Here is a 16160-nt window from a genome sequence, read left to right on the forward strand (position 1 = left end):
CCCTTGCGGGGGTTTTGTTTTAGGCGGCGACAAAAGCGCAGGCTACCGGCCTGTCTCGGATTGCTCGAAGGCCTGACGCTGGATCACCCGGTTCAGGCGCACCGCCCCCCCCTCCTGGCCCGTTCTGGGCTGCGTGTATTCCGTGTTCTTACCGACGCCGATTGGCCTAAGCCTAGTAGGTCGGTCCTGGCATCTTGCCCCTGCACAAGAAAATTGACGTTCAATCCGTCGCTGCTTACCTGTAGGGTGGTCGGTCGTTCTACTCTTGCTGTGCTGACTGTTTGTTGTTGAGACGCGGCGACAGACCACCTCTTCTTCTTCTTCTTCTTCTTCTTCGTCTGCTGCTGCTGATTGCCCCGGGTAGTGACTCTGATCGGCATGAGGGGGGCCTGCTCTATGATTGGTGCGCATAGCGCGTTTAATGCTTTAGTTGCAGACAACGTGGCTGGATCATCGCTGCAGAGTGGCCGCTCTACTCTTCGCGCTTGTAGCATTAGCAACTGAGCTTTTCGCACCAATCAGCTTTGTCTACCAAGATTGGCGCCTGCAACTGCCGGCATCTGTCTCCTTAGCTTAGGGCTGTAGCGTACTTAGTCACTGCCTGTATTCGTCCTCCCTGATCCTCCTGAAATTCCTACTCAGTTTTCTCTTTGCGCCGTAGAATACGGGTAAATACTTTAGAGCTAAAGGAGTTGCCCGTGGGTGCAGAGACAGTAGTAGACGCGATTGTGGTTGGGGCAGGGCACAACGGCTTGGCAGCAGCGGTTGAACTGGCCAGTAAAGGCTGGAAAGTTCAGGTTGTGGAAGCCAAGAGTTCGGCGGGTGGTGCGGTCAGCACTCAGGAGTTGACCTTGCCCGGCTTCAAGCATGATGTGTGCGCCATGAACCTGTCCTCCTTCGCAGGCTCTGCGTTCTTCCAGCGCCATAAAGAAGCTTTGGCTCGCCATGGCTTGGCGTTCGTCCCCGCAGAGCATTGCTTTGCCAGCGTGTTCCGGGATCAAAGTTATTTGGGCGTCAGTACAGACCTGGAAACGACCTTGAAGCGTATTCGAGCTGTTTCTGAGAAGGACGCGCAGGCTTGGCAAGCCATGTTGGATGACTTCCAGAGCAAGGCTCCCCATTTGTTTGCTGTGCTCGGTAGCCCTATGCCTTCTTGGGGCTTGATGAAAAGCGCCTGGAAGAGCTGGCGGGAGCTGGGCAAGGATGGCGTTGCAGAGCTGATGCAATTGCTGCTGGCGACGCCTCGTGACTTTCTGGACCGCCATTTCGAGAGCGACTCAGTGAAAGCCATGATGGCAGCCTGGGGGCTGCATGTGGATTTCACACCAGACACAGCAGGCGGTGCCTTGTTTCCTTATCTGGAGTCCATGGCCAACCAAGCCTTCGGCATGGTGATCGGGCAGGGCGGTGCTGACACGATTATCCGTGCCATGACGAGCTTGCTGCAGGAGTTGGGCGGTGAGCTGCTGTTGAATGCCCCCGTGCAGACAATTGAACAAGAGAATGGTCGCGCCAGTGGTGTTGTTTTGGCCGATGGTCGCCGCTTGAAGGCACGCAAGGCGGTCATCGCGAATCTGAATCCTCAGCTCGTCTTTGGTCGTCTGGTGCAGTCTGCTACCGTTCCCAAAGATTATCAGAAGAAAGTCGATGCCTTCCGCCCCGGATTGGGCACCATGATGATCCATTTGGCTCTGGATGGCTTGCCTGATTGGACAGCTGGCACCGAGCTGCAGCGTTTCTCCTACGTCCATCTGGCACCCGATATGGCCATGATGAGCCGCGTCTATGCCGAAGCAGCTGCAGGTTTATTGCCTGCCGAGCCAGTTCTTGTGGTTGGACAAGGTACAGCACTGGATCCTTCGCGCGCCCCGGAGGGGAAACATACTTTGTGGATTCAAGTGCGTGTGCTGCCCGCCCAAGTCAAAGGCGACGCTTCTGGCAAGATTGCCGCTGGCGATTGGTCGCAGCTTAAGGATGCATATGCAGAGCGCGTCCTGGATCTGCTTGAAAGTTATGCGCCGGGCCTGCGTAGCAAGATCCTGGCCCGCCATATCATGTCGCCCCAGGATCTGGAGCAGTTCAATGCGAACTTGATTGGCGGTGATAACCTCTCGGGCAGCCACCATCTGGATCAGAACTTCTTCTTCCGTCCAGTGGCCGGTTACTCCAAATACAAAACGCCGATCAAGGATCTGTATTTGTGCGGCGCCTCGACCTGGCCCGGTGCAGGGACGGGGGCCGGATCAGGTTATATGCTGGCCAATCTGTTGGCGAAGTAAGTCAAAGAACTAAAGGCCATTCAGACGTTGCCGGGCATGTTCCAGGCGCAGCTGTTTGGCCTCCATCTCCTGTAGTTGTCGTCGTATCCCATCGATATGTTCTTTGGCGGCGCGTCGGGCCAAGTCAGCTTGGCCTTGCGTGACGGCATTGCATAAACGCGCATGTTGTCTGTCCAACCTGCGTTTGGAGTCATGGTCGGGATACAGGTGCTGCACGGACACGCGCACCGTAGATAACATCAAATCGTTGAACAGGCTGATCATATGTACCAGCACCGGGTTGTGCGAGGCCTCACAGATTGCCGCATGAAAAGCATGATCTGCCCGCGCAACCTGTTCAGGCGCTGCATCCTGCATTTGCAGATCCTCCAGTTCCTGAAAGCGTCGTCGTATCATGATGTGATCGGCTTCGGTCCCCCTGGAGGCGGCTAGTTGAGCCGCCTCGCTTTCCAGCAGTTCACGCACTTCCAGCAAGTCATATAGAGTGCGCCCTTGCGCTTGAAGCAGGTGCTCCAGCGGCTTGCTGACGGCTGAATCAATCAGGTTGGCGACAAAGGAACCTTTGCCATGTCGGGTTTCAATCAAGCCGCGCACGCGCAGGATTTGTAGCCCTTCGCGCAGGGCAGATCGGGACACCGCCAGTCTTTGCGTCAGTTGCCGCTCGGAGGGCAGGACTTGTCCCGGTTTCAGGACGCCATCCATAATAAAAGTTTCGATGCGTTGGGCGACCAGCTCGGCGGTGACTTCCAAACGCTTGGGTTCCTGCATTTTCATTCGTGGTCAGACCAGTTGTATGCCTGTGGAAATGATAACAAGCTGATTATCTATCTGTCTGATTTATAAGTATAAAGATAAACCCTAATACTCTCTTAGGGTAAAAACTGGTCGGACCAGTAGCCTGACGGCTGGACAAGCCAGCCCGCATCAAAGACCATCCGTTTCAGGAGACTTTAAAAGACAGGAGGCGTCATGAGCTTGCGCTACGACGAAAAACTGGACGGTGTGCTGCCCCGCGTGGACAGGATGCAGCTGCTTAGCCGTTTGCGTGATGATATTCCCGGCCTGGATGTGCTGCACACTGATGAGCAACTGCATCCTTACGAGTGTGATGGACTGAGTGTTTATCGCGCCAAACCCTTGCTGGTCGTTTTGCCCCGTAATGTGGAGCAGGTACAGGCCGTGATGCGCTTGGCTCACGAAGTCGGCGTGCCGGTGGTGGCTCGTGGTGCGGGTACCGGCTTGTCGGGCGGTGCCATGCCTTTGGAGCAGGGTATTTTGCTGGTGATGGCGCGCTTGAACCAGATTCTGGATCTGGACCCTGTAGCCGGGATTGCTCGCGTTCAGCCCGGCGTGCGTAATATCGCGATCTCTCAGGCGGCCCAACCCTTTGGCTTGTATTACGCACCGGACCCGTCTTCGCAGATTGCCTGTTCAATTGGGGGCAACGTAGCGGAAAACGCGGGCGGTGTGCACTGCCTGAAATATGGTCTGACCGTACACAATATCCTGCGTCTGGAAGTGATTACCGTCACAGGCGAACGATTGATTTTGGGCTCCGAAGCTCTGGATACGCCCGGCTTTGATTTGATGGCCCTGTTTACGGGTTCCGAAGGAATGCTGGGGGTAGTCACGGAAATTACTGTCAAGTTGCTGGCACGTCCCCCCTGTACGGTGGTGCTGCTGGCCAGCTTTGACGAAGTGGAAAAAGCAGCTGATGCCGTGGCCCAGATTATTGCCCAAGGCATTGTGCCGGCAGGGCTGGAGATGATGGATCAAATGTCCATCCGCGCAGCCGAGGACTTTATCCACGCTGGCTATCCTGTTGATGCACAAGCGATCTTGCTTTGCGAGATTGATGGCGCTTTGGAAGACGTGCAGGACGATGTGGCTCGTGTTGAGCAGGTTCTTTTCAAGGCCGGCGCGCAAGAAGTGCGGGTTGCGCGGGACGAGCAGGAGCGACAACGCTTCTGGGCCGGTCGTAAAAATGCCTTTCCCGCTGTAGGCCGGATTTCTCCCGACTATTACTGCATGGACGGCACCATTCCGCGTCGTCAGTTGGCTTATGTGCTGAAGAAAACCGCCGAGCTTTCCGAAGAGTACGGCCTGCGCGTCGCCAACGTGTTTCATGCGGGCGATGGCAATATGCACCCGCTGATTCTGTTCGATGCCAATCAACCTGGCGAGCTGGAGCGAGCCGAAGCCTTGGGCGGCAAGATTCTGGAATTGTGTGTGGAAGTCGGCGGCACAATTACCGGCGAGCACGGCGTAGGCAGAGAAAAAATCAATCAGATGTGTGTGCAGTTCAATGAAGACGAGCTGCAGTTTTTCCATGCGATCAAAGCTGCCTTTGATCCCAAAACCATGCTGAATCCCGGCAAGAACATTCCCACTTTGCATCGCTGTGCAGAAATGGGCGGCATGCACATCCATCACGGGCAATTGCCTTTCCCAGAGTTGGAGCGCTTCTGATGAGTACCGTAGAACATAAAAATCAGGATCGCAGCGCTGAATTGCTGGAGCAGGTCCAGCAAGCCCTGGCCACTAAAACCCCCTTGCGTTTGCAAGGCGGCAATACCAAAGCTTTTTTAGGCAAAGCCGTGCAGGGGCAAGAGCTGAGCCTGGCAGGCCATGAAGGGGTGGTCGATTACGATCCGGCGGAACTGGTCGTCACGGTGCGTGCCGGGACTTCCGTGCAAGCGCTGGAAACGATCTTGAACGAGCAAGGCCAATGCCTGCCTTTTGAGCCGCCTCTGTTTGATGGCCGCGCCACTGTTGGTGGAGCCACCGCCTGTGGTCTGTCGGGACCGCGTCGTCCCTGGGTAGGCTCATTACGAGATTATGTACTGGGCTGCCGTTTGATCAGTGGCATGGGCACACATATGCGTTTTGGAGGCCAGGTCATGAAGAACGTCGCCGGTTATGACGTATCGCGGCTGATGGTCGGCGCACAGGGTTCTTTGGGTGTGATTACCGAGGTGTCTTTCAAAGTCTTGCCTCGCCCACGTAGCCGTGCCAGCCTGGTTCTGGAGGTAGCCCAGCAGGAAATCGCCGGTTTATTGCGCAGTTGGCGTGACCAAAGCCGTCCCATTACGGGCGCAGCTTGGCAGGACGGACGTTTGCATTTGCGTCTGGAAGGTGGCGACAGCTCAGTGCAATTGGCTCAAGAGCAAATCGGTGGGGAGGCTTTGGACTTGTCCTATTGGGACGATTTGTGCGAGCAGCGCCTGGAGTTCTTCAAGCAAGCCGGCACCTTGTGGCGGATCGCCTTGCCAGTCGATGCCCCAGTGCAAACATGGCCCGGCCAGGTTCTGGTGGATTGGGGTGGGACACAGCTGTGGCTGAAGTCCGATGCTGCTGCCGAGCAGATTCACGCGCAGGCTCAAGCTTTGAAAGGGCATGCCCGTTGCTGGTCCGGATCAGGTGCAGGGCAGGATGTCTTGCCCGAGTCCTTGTTGATATGGCATCAGCGTTTGAAACAACAGCTGGATCCTGCTGCCATTTTTAATCCAGGTCGTCTCTTTCCTTCGGCGGAGTCCACATGCAAACACAACTGACACCATGGGCTCAGCAACTACCGCAAGCCGAGCAAGCTGAAGCTATTTTGCGCTCCTGTGTGCATTGTGGGTTTTGCAATGCCACCTGTCCGACTTATCTGGACCAGGGCAACGAGCTGGACGGCCCCCGTGGCCGGATATACCTGATCAAGATGTTCCTGGAAGGCAAAGCGACCTCGGAGCTGACCCAGCATCACCTGGATCGTTGCCTGAGCTGCCGCAATTGTGAAACCACCTGTCCTTCGGGGGTGAAGTATCACAACTTACTGGATATAGGTCGGGCCGCACTGGAGCCCAAAGTAAAGCGTCCCTTGAAGGACCGTGCCATGCGAGTCGCACTGACGCAGATTTTGCCAGAGCCTGCTCGAGTCAGTGCCTTGCTGGGGGTAGCGCGAACCATGCGTCCCTTGCTGCCATCTTCTTTACAGGAAAAAATCCCGCCCAAGCAAAATTCGGATTTGACACGACCCGCACAGCGGCACAGCAAGCGTGTCCTGATGCTGGAAGGCTGTGTTCAGCCAGCCATGGCGCCTTCCATTAATGCTGCGACGGCCCGGGTGTTGGATCGCTTGGGCATCAGCGTGACGCCCATCGCTCAGGCAGGCTGCTGTGGCGCTTCGTCTTTTCACTTGGGTGCGCAAGAACAGGGCCTGGAGCAGGCGCGTCGCAATATCGACGCCTGGTGGCCGCAGATCGAACAGGGAGCTGTGGCGATTGTGCAGACCTCCAGCGGTTGCGGCGCTTTTGTGAAAGAGTACGTGGACCTGTTCAGGAACGATCCGGCCTACGCCGAGCGCGCTCGCCGCGTCAGTGAACTGGCCAAGGATCTGGTCGAAGTGCTGGAAGAGCAGCCTTTGGAAGAATGCCTGAACACGCAAACCCGCCCACGCCTGGCTTTCCATTGTCCGTGTACTTTGCAGCATGCGCAAAAACTGGGGGGGCGAGTTGAGGCCGTGTTGACTCGCCTGGGTTTTGATCTGGGCGCGGTGCCGGATAGCCATTTGTGCTGCGGTTCGGCGGGCACCTATTCATTGACTCAGCCCGAGATCGCAGGACGCCTGCGGGATCGCAAGATGGATGCGCTGGAAAGCAGCAAGCCTGACCTGATTGTCACGGCCAATATGGCCTGCGGGAATCATTTGAATGGAGCGGGTCGGACTGCGGTCAAGCATTGGATTGAGTTGGTGGATGAGTTTTTGTCTACCTGAACGTATAGCTGTACTTCTACAGTGAAGTGAAAGCCCGCTTAAAAAAGCGGGCTTTTTTTATTTCGTCCAGGCCGCGAGCGACGGGCGGAAGGGCGGTTTTCGCCAGTTTGGTGAATAAGTGCAGGAAAGGGCTGCCATCTGCGCGAATGGGATAGCGGGACAGGAGGGGGGCTATTTAGCCTGATAGGGCTTGAATTTGTTGCTGCATGCCAAGGTTCTGGCGCTTAGCACAGGTTCTGCATACATCGGCATCCCACAGGATGATTTCAGGCTGTAGTTCCTATAAGAAAGAAAGGAGTTGCTCCATGCACTCAATCATTCGCGCATCCTTGCTCGCTGCGGGCATCTTATGCGTCTCTATTCCTCAGTCTCAAGCCTACGAGCTCTATCGTGAAGAGGGTACTGAGCTCAATGCTGATCTGACCGTTGTCTTTGGTGTCTTGAACAGCAAGCATAACTATATAGGTCGTCCAGGCCGTTTTGGATGGCAGGAAGGGTTTGCCAAATATGGTTTAAGTGGTGAAACGGACCGCATTGGTGCTGGCTCTGTGTACGGTAGCCTGGCCTTGATCAGCTCTGGCACTTGGGGCGACGGCGACCCTGGCGGTTATTCGATAGGAAAAGAGAGGCGCACCAGTTTTGAGGATGCCTATGTGGGGTGGCGCTCGGGGAGCTTGTTTCCCTTCTTGGGCCAGGATGGCATTGATATTTCCTTTGGTCGGCAGAGCATCAAGGTTGGCCGAGGGTTTCTGGTCTATGACGATGCAGCCAATCCAGGCCGAGGCATGGGCAGGGAGTTTGATCGAGGTGGTGCTTACTATCTGGGCCCTCGTCATTCTTTTGCCAAGACCGCTGTTTTACGTTTGGGCGGCAAGGAGGGGCTGCATGGTAGTGCCATGTGGATCAAGTCCGACAACCCGGCAATGGCCAAGACGGAAATGGCGGTTGGGACGGTCGAGTACACCGCTGCTGAAGGGACCGTAGGCTTCAGTTATATCCGGGGTCTGGATGTAGATAAGCAGTACGCCGATGCCATGGCATTGGAGCGCAAGAATATGAACATTTACGGCCTGTTCGGAGAGGGAAGCGCGGGTATAGAAAATGCCAAATTCGGCTTCGATTTGGCTCGTCAGGACAAGCAGTCTGGCCATGAAACGGCGTGGTCTGTTCAAGCTGGCTACACCTTTGCCGATATGGCCTGGAGTCCGGAAATCAGTTACCGCTACAGCCATTACTCAAAGCGCTGGGATCCCTTCTTTACGGGTGGGTACTTGGATGATGGCTGGACGCATGGAGAGGTAGCAGGAAACTATGTCCCAGGTGCATTTGCCAGCAATTTGGCGGTACATGCCATCTCCTTGCGAGCCCGACCTTATGACAATCTGACTGTAGGCGCGATTTTCTATAACTACAGAACCGTTGCCAATCGAGATGTGCTCAACAGTGATGCCAATGCCGTCGATCTGTATCTGGACTGGGCGGTGACGGACCACATCACCATTACCCCTTTGGTGGGCTTATATAAGCCACGCCAGTATGAGGCCAATGGCGGCAGCCAGAACAGAAATGCCTCAACCAATATCTATACGCAACTGGTCCTCAGCGCCAGTTTCTGATCCTGCTTTGAAATCCATGTGTTTGCTTGCGTTGAGCTGTCTTGGCACATCAGCTTGCTCGGTACCTGATTTTTTATGCATTTCGGCTTATTTGGCCGGAATTGCAAATTTTCGGGGAAGAACGGCAATACCTGCTTTCAGAGCGACAAATTAGCATTAATTGCACATGGCGCATAAATCACATAATACGAAAACGGAGACAACAATGAGCCACATTGATGCGCGATCAGTGTCCAAGCCGGGTTTGATTCCTGGTCAATTGGGCACTGCTGACATTATTTTCATGATTCTGGCCTGTGCTGCCCCTCTGGGGGTGTTGGGCGGGCTGGTTCCACTGGCTTTTGCGTTTGGCAATGGTGCGGGCACACCTGGCACCATGTTGCTGATTTGCCTGGTGATGCTGATCTTTGCGGTGGGCTATGTGCGCATGATTCCCCATGTGCGAAATGTGGGGGCCTTTTACGCCTATATTGCGACCAGCCTGAACAAACAGGTGGGGGTGGCAGCCGCCTATGTGGCCATCATTGCCTATATCTGCGCATCTACCTCAACCTTGGGGGCGATGGCCTTTTTTTCCACTGATTTTGTGCAAGAGGTTTTCGGCGTCACTACACGCTGGGAAATGTGGGCCGCGATCAGTGTTGCCTTGATTGCCTACCTAAGCTATCGAAAAATTACGATGGCGGCTAAAGTGCTGGCGGTGTTGTTGATTCTGGAGGTGGCCTTCATTCTGGTGCTGGATGTGCTGATTTTGTACCACGTCGGATTTACCGGCCTGGATTTCAGCAGCTTTACGCCTGCTGCCGTGCTGGCGCCTGGTTTTGGTATCTCCATTATCTATGCCATCAATGGTGTGGTTGGTTTTGAGGCAACCGCTATTTATCGAGAAGAGGCCAGAAATAGCCTGGTGACGATTCCACGGGCAACCTACGGTGCCATTTTGGTGTTGGGGACGTTTTATGTCTTTTCTTCCTGGTGCCTGGTGTTGAGCGTGACTCCCGAGAAACTGCAGGCAGTGGCCGCCGCAGACCCGGGACGTTTGCTCACCGGCATAGGTGAACAATATTTGGGCGAGTTAGGCCGTCATGCATTGAATCTGCTGGTTGTGACCAGCCTGTTTGCCGCTGCCCTGGGCTTTGCCAACAACATTGCCCGCTATTTGTTTGCGGTGGCGCGCGACGGTTTGATTCCGGCTGTGCTGGGCAAGGTTCATCCGCAACATGGTTCGCCGTATGTGGCGTGTATCTTCTTGACCTGTATTTTTATTGTGGTGATTGGCGCTTTTGCCTTGGCCGGCCTGGACCCTTTGCTCAATCTGGCGACAAGTCTTTCATCCATGGGGGCAGTGGGCTTGATGTGTTTGCTCACGACTACATCTTTTTCTATCTGCGTCTTTTTCATCCGACGTGGTGAATATTCTTTGGCCAAGACAGGCGCCCCTTTGCTAGCGGGTCTGCTCCTGGCCATTGCGACCTGCTTGTCACTGGCTAATTATTCGGCACTGACAGGTACGGACTCTGTTCTGGTCAATAACCTGCCATTTCTGTTCCTGGTGGTGGTCATTGCGGGCTATCTGCATGGCAGTTGGCTGAAACGCAATCGGCCATCGGTCTACCTCAAAGTGGGCTCCACCCGAGTTGAGGAGGAGGTACTGGTACCCGCAGCCGCCTGATTGGCCGGTGCAGGAATTCTTGATTCAAGCGGAGGCGAGATGAGATACGAGACAACAGCTCAACGTCAGGCCCGAAGCCAGGCAGGGTGTGTGAACCCTGCGTTGAGGCTGGAGGGGTTTCCGGCGATGAATACACGGTTTGCGGATCAGGCGCGTGAACACTTGAGCGCAATTCTCGCCCCGCATCGGTTAGAACTGGATACGCGGCAAGCCGTGTGTTTTACGCATAATCGCTTGCTGCTGCAGGGACTCTCCTTGCATTTCATCGAGTATGGCGTACCCGCTGGTGTTGTCAGCCTTGAGGCCCAGGAACTGAGCGATCACTACTTGTTCAAGATTCCGTTAAGTGGCATGGCCCAGTACCGTCAGGCGGGTGCTCATTTTGAGGTTCGGCCAGGTATGTTGTATGTCGTGCATCCCGGAGAGACATTTGTTTCCTCAATGTCGGCAGACTACACCCACCTGACCTTGCAGCTGAATGCGGCACTGATTGATTCCCTGGATGAGGAAGATGGGCTAAGTCCAGGGGGGCAGCGTGCCTTTTTTGAAATAGCTCGTATCAATGCCGACGGTCAGGCACGGGCCTTGTCAGGAATCTTGCAGGCGATTTGCGAGGACACGACCAGTGGCGCTTCTTTGCTGGGCTTGCCCGCATTTCGGCAGACCATTGAAAAAATAGTCGTTAATGCCGTTCGTGCCTTGCCACGCAAATTAGCGCAACCCGCTTGCTCGGCAACAACGAGTCCGGCTCCATTTTTCATCAAACGAGCAGAAGAATATATGCATGCTCATTTAACGGCCCCCATCTGTGTTGACGATCTGGTGCAGGCGGTGGGCGTCAGCCGTCGCACCTTGCATGCCGGATTTCGCAATTTCCGGCAGACCACACCTGGCGCACAGTTAAAGCGCATGCGGCTGGAGGCAGCCCGATCCGCCTTGCTGGATGCTCGGGAAACAGGGGAGAACGTCACGGACATCGCGACACGTTATGGCTTTTTCCATCTGGGAAAGTTTGCACGTGATTTCAGGGCGCGATTCGGTCAAAGTCCCTCCGAAGTTCTCAAACCTCGCTGACGGCGACACGGCTCTTTTTTTGCTGCACTTAAGGGATAGTGGCTGCGCATTGGTGCCTATTGCCGCCGGAGCTGGATTGCTACGCTGGAGTGGCTAGCAGACTCCTGGTCGAAGTCCATGAGCTGTGCACTGAAGATTGAATCAACTTTGTTTTGAATGTTGCCAAGCGGCCTGATCGTGCAGACCGCAGGGGCGGCATGTCTGTGGAGATTGAATTGCGTCTGGACAATGATTATGGATCGCTCGGGCAGAGCACACGCTCTTTTCTGGACTCGTCACATGGCTTTCATATCGGTGGAAAGCAGGTCAGGGCTGCGTCGACGTATGCGTTGCAAGACCCAAGCACCGGGCAGGTTTTCGCCCATGCCGGACAGGCTCGGATGCTGGATGTGGCAGATGCCGTATCGGCAGCCAAAAAGGCTTTAGGGGGAGCTTGGTCAAGGTATCGCCCCCATCAGCGTGAGGCCTGTTTGCTGCGCCTGGCTGATTTGCTGGAGCAACATGCTCGCCCCTTGTCGGAAATCGAGACAGTGTGTAGCGGGCGCTTGTTGCAGAACACCTTGCATGTGGACGTGCATTACTCGGCTCATGTGTTGCGTTATATGGCGGGTTGGGCGACCAAACTGTCGGGGCGAACGACCCCTTTGTCGGTTCCCTATGTGCCTGACGGCGAGCTGGATGGTTTCACGTTTCGAGAAGCTGTAGGAGTGGTGGCTGCCATTGTCCCCTGGAATGTTGCTCTGGGGATTGCGATCTGGAAAATTGCACCGGCACTGGCGGCGGGCTGCACTATCGTTTTGAAGCCGGCACCCCAAACTCCGCTGACTGCTTTGTACCTGGCACAGCTGGCACTAGAGGCAGGCCTGCCTGAAGGGGTACTTAATGTGGTGACAGGCAGTGAGCCTGAGGTGGGGGTTGCGTTAGTGCGGGACCCGGATGTGGACATGGTGAGTTTTACCGGTTCTACCGAGGTTGGCAGGCAGATTGCGCTGGATGCGGCAGGGGCTTTTAAACGTTTCAGCCTGGAGTTAGGCGGTAAATCGCCCGTCATTATTGCCCAGGATGCCGATCTGTCGCGTGCTATTCCTCAGGCCGCTTGGGCCATCTTTGCCAATCATGGTCAGAACTGTTGTGCGGGATCACGCCTGTATGCTCATGCCCGTGTCTTTGATGAGGTTGTTGACGGTATTAGTGCGATTGCCGAGTCCATCACGTTGGGAGCTCCACTGGACTCGCAAAGTGCGATGGGCCCTTTGGTCAATCGCGCTCACAGTCAGCGTGTGCTCGCTTACGTGCAAGAAGGGATTCGAGAAGGAGCCTCGTTGCGCACGGGCGGGCAAGGCCTGGATCATCCTGGGGCTTATATACGGCCGACGGTGCTTACCGGGGTGAACCCGCAGATGCGGGTCGTGCGTGAAGAAATATTTGGCCCTGTTCTGGTGGCTGCCTCGTTTGAGAATGATGCCCAGGCGGTGAGCTTGGCTAATGACTCCGAGTTTGGATTGGGTGCCAGCATCTGGAGTCGAGATCTGGACCGGGTGCGCTATATGACGCGCAAGCTTCAGGCCGGCTCTGTCTGGGTGAATACCCACAATACGCTTGATGTCAGCTTGCCATTTGGTGGCTGGAAGAGCTCGGGCATGGGGCATGACCTGAGCGAGGAGGCGGTTTTGGCACATACCCGTCTGAAGAGTTCCGTTCACCACTATCTTCAGATGGACACAACGGATTTGCCTTGATGGCACAGCCGTGCACGCACCACATCTATTTTTACTTGAATAAGCAGAGACACTTATGAAGCAAGCATCTGTTTTAAATCCGGACCTGGCCTTATCTGAAATACGTATGCCTGAAGGCCTGTTGTTATTGGATGGAAAGCTCAGTGGGGCCTCCCCGTCAGCACGACGGATTGATGTGCTCAATCCGGCAACGGGCGAGTTTATTACGACGATTCCAGCTTGTACGGCGGCGGATGTGGACCATGCTGTCATGGCGGCCCACCGTTGTTTTGAGAGTCAGGCCTGGCGGTCCATGCGTCCTTTGGACAGGGGGCGACTGTTGGAGCGTTTGGCTTTGCTGATCGAAGAACATGCAGAGGAACTGGCTCAGCTCGAGTCCCTGGATAGCGGCAAGCTGTTAAGTGTCACACGCATGATTGATATTCCTTTTGCGATCGAGGCGCTGCGTTATTTTGCAGGTTGGAGTTCTAAAATTTCCGGCGAATATATTGCCCTTTCACCTCTGGTTCAGGATGGGGCGTCCTACCGGGCTTATACCGAACGTAAGCCCATGGGCGTCGTGGGCGGAATTACCCCTTGGAACTTTCCTCTGGGACAAGCTATTCAGAAATTGGCACCGGCAATCGCTTGTGGATGTACTGTTGTCCTCAAACCATCTGAAGAAACCTCCTTGACGACCTTGCGCTTGGGGGAGTTGATTCTGGAGGCGGGCTTTCCAGCAGGTGCAGTCAATATTGTCACGGGCTATGGCCATGATGCAGGAGCGGCTCTGGTCGAACATCCCCTGGTGCGCAAGATCTCGTTTACTGGCTCTACCGCGACAGGGCAGCGAATTTGGGCAGCAGCGGCACCGACCATGAAACGTGTCACTCTGGAGCTGGGTGGCAAATCCCCCACCATTATTTTGGCCGATGCTGATTTGAGCCGAGCAGTGCCTGGGGCGGCTGCCGCTATTTTTTCCAATTCAGGTCAGATATGTACAGCGGGCTCGCGCTTGTTGATTGAGGCCGCGGTGTATGAGGAAGTGATTGCGGGTGTGGCCGATATCGCCAGGACGCTGAAATTGGGATCGGGTGCTGATCCTCAAGCTCAAATAGGTCCATTGATCTCTGCTCGCCAGCGGGAGCGGGTGGCTGGCCTGGTTCGCTCTAGTCTGGATGAGGGGGCGGTGGCATTGGCAGGCGGCGATATGATTGGCGAGGCAGGCTGGTTTTATCAGCCTACCGTGTTGACGGAGGTATCGCGTGAAATGCCCGTGATGCGTGAGGAAGTGTTTGGACCTGTGGTCTGCGCCTTGCGTATCGAGGAGTCCTCACAACTGGTCGATCTGGCCAATGACACGCCCTACGGTCTGGCCGCCAGTATCTGGACGCGTGATCTGGAGCGGGCTCACCTGCTTGCCGACCGGATTGATGCCGGGACGGTCTGGCTCAATACCCATAATGTGCTGGATTTGGCCGTGCCGTTTGGCGGCCGGAAACTGTCCGGGGTGGGGCGTGAGTTTGGCAGCGAGGCTATCCAGGCCTACACCGAACCGAAGGCAGTTTGTATGCGTCTGGATCGTGGAGCGATGGTTGGCTATTAATCTTTGAGTCTGTAGTGACGTGTCTGATTGTCGCGGCGACCCCGATAGTGGAGGGTCGCCGCGATTTGTTTTTATTGTTGAAAACGATCGAGGCGATAGGGAGCCGGATCGACGAGAGGAGTAGTATCGCAAATCAGATCTGCGGCCAATTGACCAGCGGCCGGACCAGTACCAAAACCGTGGCCTGAAAATCCACTGGCCAAGGTGAGCCCAGGAATCTGTTCCAGCTTGCAAATGACGGGCAGGGAATCCGGGGTGACATCAATCATGCCCCCCCAGGCTTGCTTGATAATGGCGTGCTGAAAAACGGGCCAGGCTGCAATCAAGTTGTTCATGGCTTCTGTATTCAGAGCAGGCAAGGTAGGTGGGTCCATCGTTCTGATACGTTCGAAGGGAGAAATTTGATGTTCTTTCCAGCGGCGTCCCAACATAAGATCCGACAGGAAGTCACGGCCTAGAGAAATACGTACATTTTTCCATTGAGCACGCAGCATGGGCAGGTACTGCCTGCCCAGTAACAGACTGTCCAGCATCAAGGGAGCATACAGAGCCCCGCGTTGCGTAATGGTAAAGCCGCCGTCCAGGCGCTTGCGAAATGAGAAGTCGGGGGCACCGACGGCAATATCCGCAGGGCCCTCCAAAGGAGCGGTGCGCACGACAGAGGCCACCAGGGGCAGTGTTGGCAGTGAGACTCCCAGATTCCCCAGAAAGCGTCGAGACCAGAGGCCGCCTGCCAACAGCACCTGTTCGCAGTGTATTGCGCCGCGTTCGGTCATGACGCCACTGACGCGGCCTGCTGACATGATCAAGTTACGGACGGCACAGTTTTCGACGATCAGAACCCCTTTTTTCAGGGCAGCCTGCGCAATGGCACTGCAGGCCAAGGTGGGTTCGGCGCGACCATCAGAAGGGGTATAAATACCGCCCGCCCACCGACCCTGACCACCAGGCACCATATCATTGATCTGGGAAGGATTGAGCAGGCGAGAGTCCAGCGATAGATGCCGAACCGAGGCTAGCCATTGCTCATGCTGCTGCATTTCAGCCTCGCTGCGGGCCAGGTACATAATGCCAGCCTGACGGTAGCCCACATCGGCTCCGAGGCGTTCAGGCATTTGGGACCAGAGCTGGTCGGCGGCCAGGGCCAACGGTACATCAGGTGCCGCACGGCTCATTTTGCGCACCCAGCCTAGATTGCGGGAGGATTGCTCGCCTGCGATACGGCCCTTTTCAAGCACAACAACGGGGATGCCGCGTTCGGCCAGGGTCAGGGCGGCGCTAAGGCCAATGATGCCCGCGCCGATAATAACAACGGTTGAAGAGTCTGGCAGCTCGATAGAGCTGGATACAGGAGTGATGACGGGAGCCACAGCTCGTCTCCTTGGACTGTAGAGTAGACCGGATGTCTCGTTCCATGCGGCGCGACACCGGTC

The 16160-nt window shown here is 55.7% G+C and carries 11 protein-coding genes; 9 read left to right on the forward strand and 2 right to left on the reverse strand.

Annotated elements, in window-relative coordinates; translation table 11 throughout:
• Positions 1 to 698 precede the first annotated feature (698 nt).
• Positions 699 to 2279 carry a phytoene desaturase family protein gene (locus ACLPGZ_RS02015; protein ID WP_137431372.1) on the forward strand — a complete coding sequence of 527 codons (1581 nt, stop codon included), beginning with the start codon at positions 699 to 701 and terminating at the stop codon, positions 2277 to 2279.
• Positions 2280 to 2288: 9 nt separating this feature from the next.
• Here the strand turns inward: ACLPGZ_RS02015 and glcC are convergent, their stop codons facing one another.
• The gene (glcC, locus tag ACLPGZ_RS02020) at positions 2289 to 3053 is read right to left on the reverse strand and encodes a transcriptional regulator GlcC (protein ID WP_051316371.1); all 765 of its coding nucleotides are present in this window, start codon (positions 3051 to 3053) and stop codon (positions 2289 to 2291) included.
• 195 nt (positions 3054 to 3248) lie between these two features.
• Here glcC and glcD point away from each other — a divergent pair, with 195 nt between their 5' ends.
• The 8 genes from glcD (at position 3249) to ACLPGZ_RS02060 (ending at position 14727) form a co-directional block, all read left to right on the forward strand.
• The gene (gene glcD / locus ACLPGZ_RS02025) at positions 3249 to 4748 is read left to right on the forward strand and encodes a glycolate oxidase subunit GlcD (RefSeq protein WP_035268958.1); all 1500 of its coding nucleotides are present in this window, start codon (positions 3249 to 3251) and stop codon (positions 4746 to 4748) included.
• Positions 4748 to 5833: a glycolate oxidase subunit GlcE gene (gene glcE, locus ACLPGZ_RS02030; protein ID WP_239055265.1), complete on the forward strand. Its 1086-nt coding sequence runs from the start codon at positions 4748 to 4750 to the stop codon at positions 5831 to 5833. Before glcD ends, glcE begins: the two co-directional genes overlap by 1 nt.
• Positions 5818 to 7041 carry a glycolate oxidase subunit GlcF gene (gene glcF, locus ACLPGZ_RS02035; protein ID WP_239055266.1) on the forward strand — a complete coding sequence of 408 codons (1224 nt, stop codon included), beginning with the start codon at positions 5818 to 5820 and terminating at the stop codon, positions 7039 to 7041. The genes glcE and glcF overlap by 16 nt, the downstream gene beginning before the upstream one ends.
• A 305-nt stretch (positions 7042 to 7346) precedes the next feature.
• Positions 7347 to 8657 (forward strand): alginate export family protein, encoded by a 1311-nt coding sequence (locus ACLPGZ_RS02040; protein WP_197313691.1) that lies wholly within the window; start codon positions 7347 to 7349, stop codon positions 8655 to 8657.
• A 205-nt stretch (positions 8658 to 8862) separates the two neighbouring features.
• A complete protein-coding gene (locus ACLPGZ_RS02045; protein WP_239055267.1) occupies positions 8863 to 10329 on the forward strand; it encodes an APC family permease in 1467 nt (488 codons plus the stop codon).
• A 126-nt stretch (positions 10330 to 10455) separates the two neighbouring features.
• A complete protein-coding gene (locus ACLPGZ_RS02050) occupies positions 10456 to 11403 on the forward strand; it encodes an AraC family transcriptional regulator (RefSeq protein WP_239055268.1) in 948 nt (315 codons plus the stop codon).
• Between the two features lie 197 nt (positions 11404 to 11600).
• Positions 11601 to 13142 (forward strand): aldehyde dehydrogenase family protein, encoded by a 1542-nt coding sequence (locus tag ACLPGZ_RS02055; RefSeq protein ID WP_239055269.1) that lies wholly within the window; start codon positions 11601 to 11603, stop codon positions 13140 to 13142.
• Between the two features lie 55 nt (positions 13143 to 13197).
• On the forward strand, positions 13198 to 14727 hold the full coding sequence (locus ACLPGZ_RS02060; RefSeq protein WP_239055270.1) for an aldehyde dehydrogenase family protein: 1530 nt from the start codon (positions 13198 to 13200) through the stop codon (positions 14725 to 14727).
• 71 nt (positions 14728 to 14798) lie between these two features.
• Here the strand turns inward: ACLPGZ_RS02060 and ACLPGZ_RS02065 are convergent, their stop codons facing one another.
• Positions 14799 to 16097 carry an NAD(P)/FAD-dependent oxidoreductase gene (locus ACLPGZ_RS02065; RefSeq protein WP_239055271.1) on the reverse strand — a complete coding sequence of 433 codons (1299 nt, stop codon included), beginning with the start codon at positions 16095 to 16097 and terminating at the stop codon, positions 14799 to 14801.
• Positions 16098 to 16160: the final 63 nt, after the last annotated feature.

Source organism: Alcaligenes sp. Me129 (genome assembly GCF_050487245.1).
Taxonomy (GTDB): Bacteria; Pseudomonadota; Gammaproteobacteria; order Burkholderiales; family Burkholderiaceae_B; genus Alcaligenes; species Alcaligenes phenolicus.

Coding starts and splice junctions, on each gene's coding strand:
- glcC (WP_051316371.1), bottom strand. CDS start 3,053: ATGAAAATGCAGGAACCCAAGCGTTTGGAAGTCACCGCCGAGCTGGTC.
- glcD (WP_035268958.1), top strand. CDS start 3,249: ATGAGCTTGCGCTACGACGAAAAACTGGACGGTGTGCTGCCCCGCGTG.
- glcE (WP_239055265.1), top strand. CDS start 4,748: ATGAGTACCGTAGAACATAAAAATCAGGATCGCAGCGCTGAATTGCTG.
- glcF (WP_239055266.1), top strand. CDS start 5,818: ATGCAAACACAACTGACACCATGGGCTCAGCAACTACCGCAAGCCGAG.
- ACLPGZ_RS02040 (WP_197313691.1), top strand. CDS start 7,347: ATGCACTCAATCATTCGCGCATCCTTGCTCGCTGCGGGCATCTTATGC.
- ACLPGZ_RS02045 (WP_239055267.1), top strand. CDS start 8,863: ATGAGCCACATTGATGCGCGATCAGTGTCCAAGCCGGGTTTGATTCCT.
- ACLPGZ_RS02050 (WP_239055268.1), top strand. CDS start 10,456: ATGAATACACGGTTTGCGGATCAGGCGCGTGAACACTTGAGCGCAATT.
- ACLPGZ_RS02055 (WP_239055269.1), top strand. CDS start 11,601: ATGTCTGTGGAGATTGAATTGCGTCTGGACAATGATTATGGATCGCTC.
- ACLPGZ_RS02060 (WP_239055270.1), top strand. CDS start 13,198: ATGAAGCAAGCATCTGTTTTAAATCCGGACCTGGCCTTATCTGAAATA.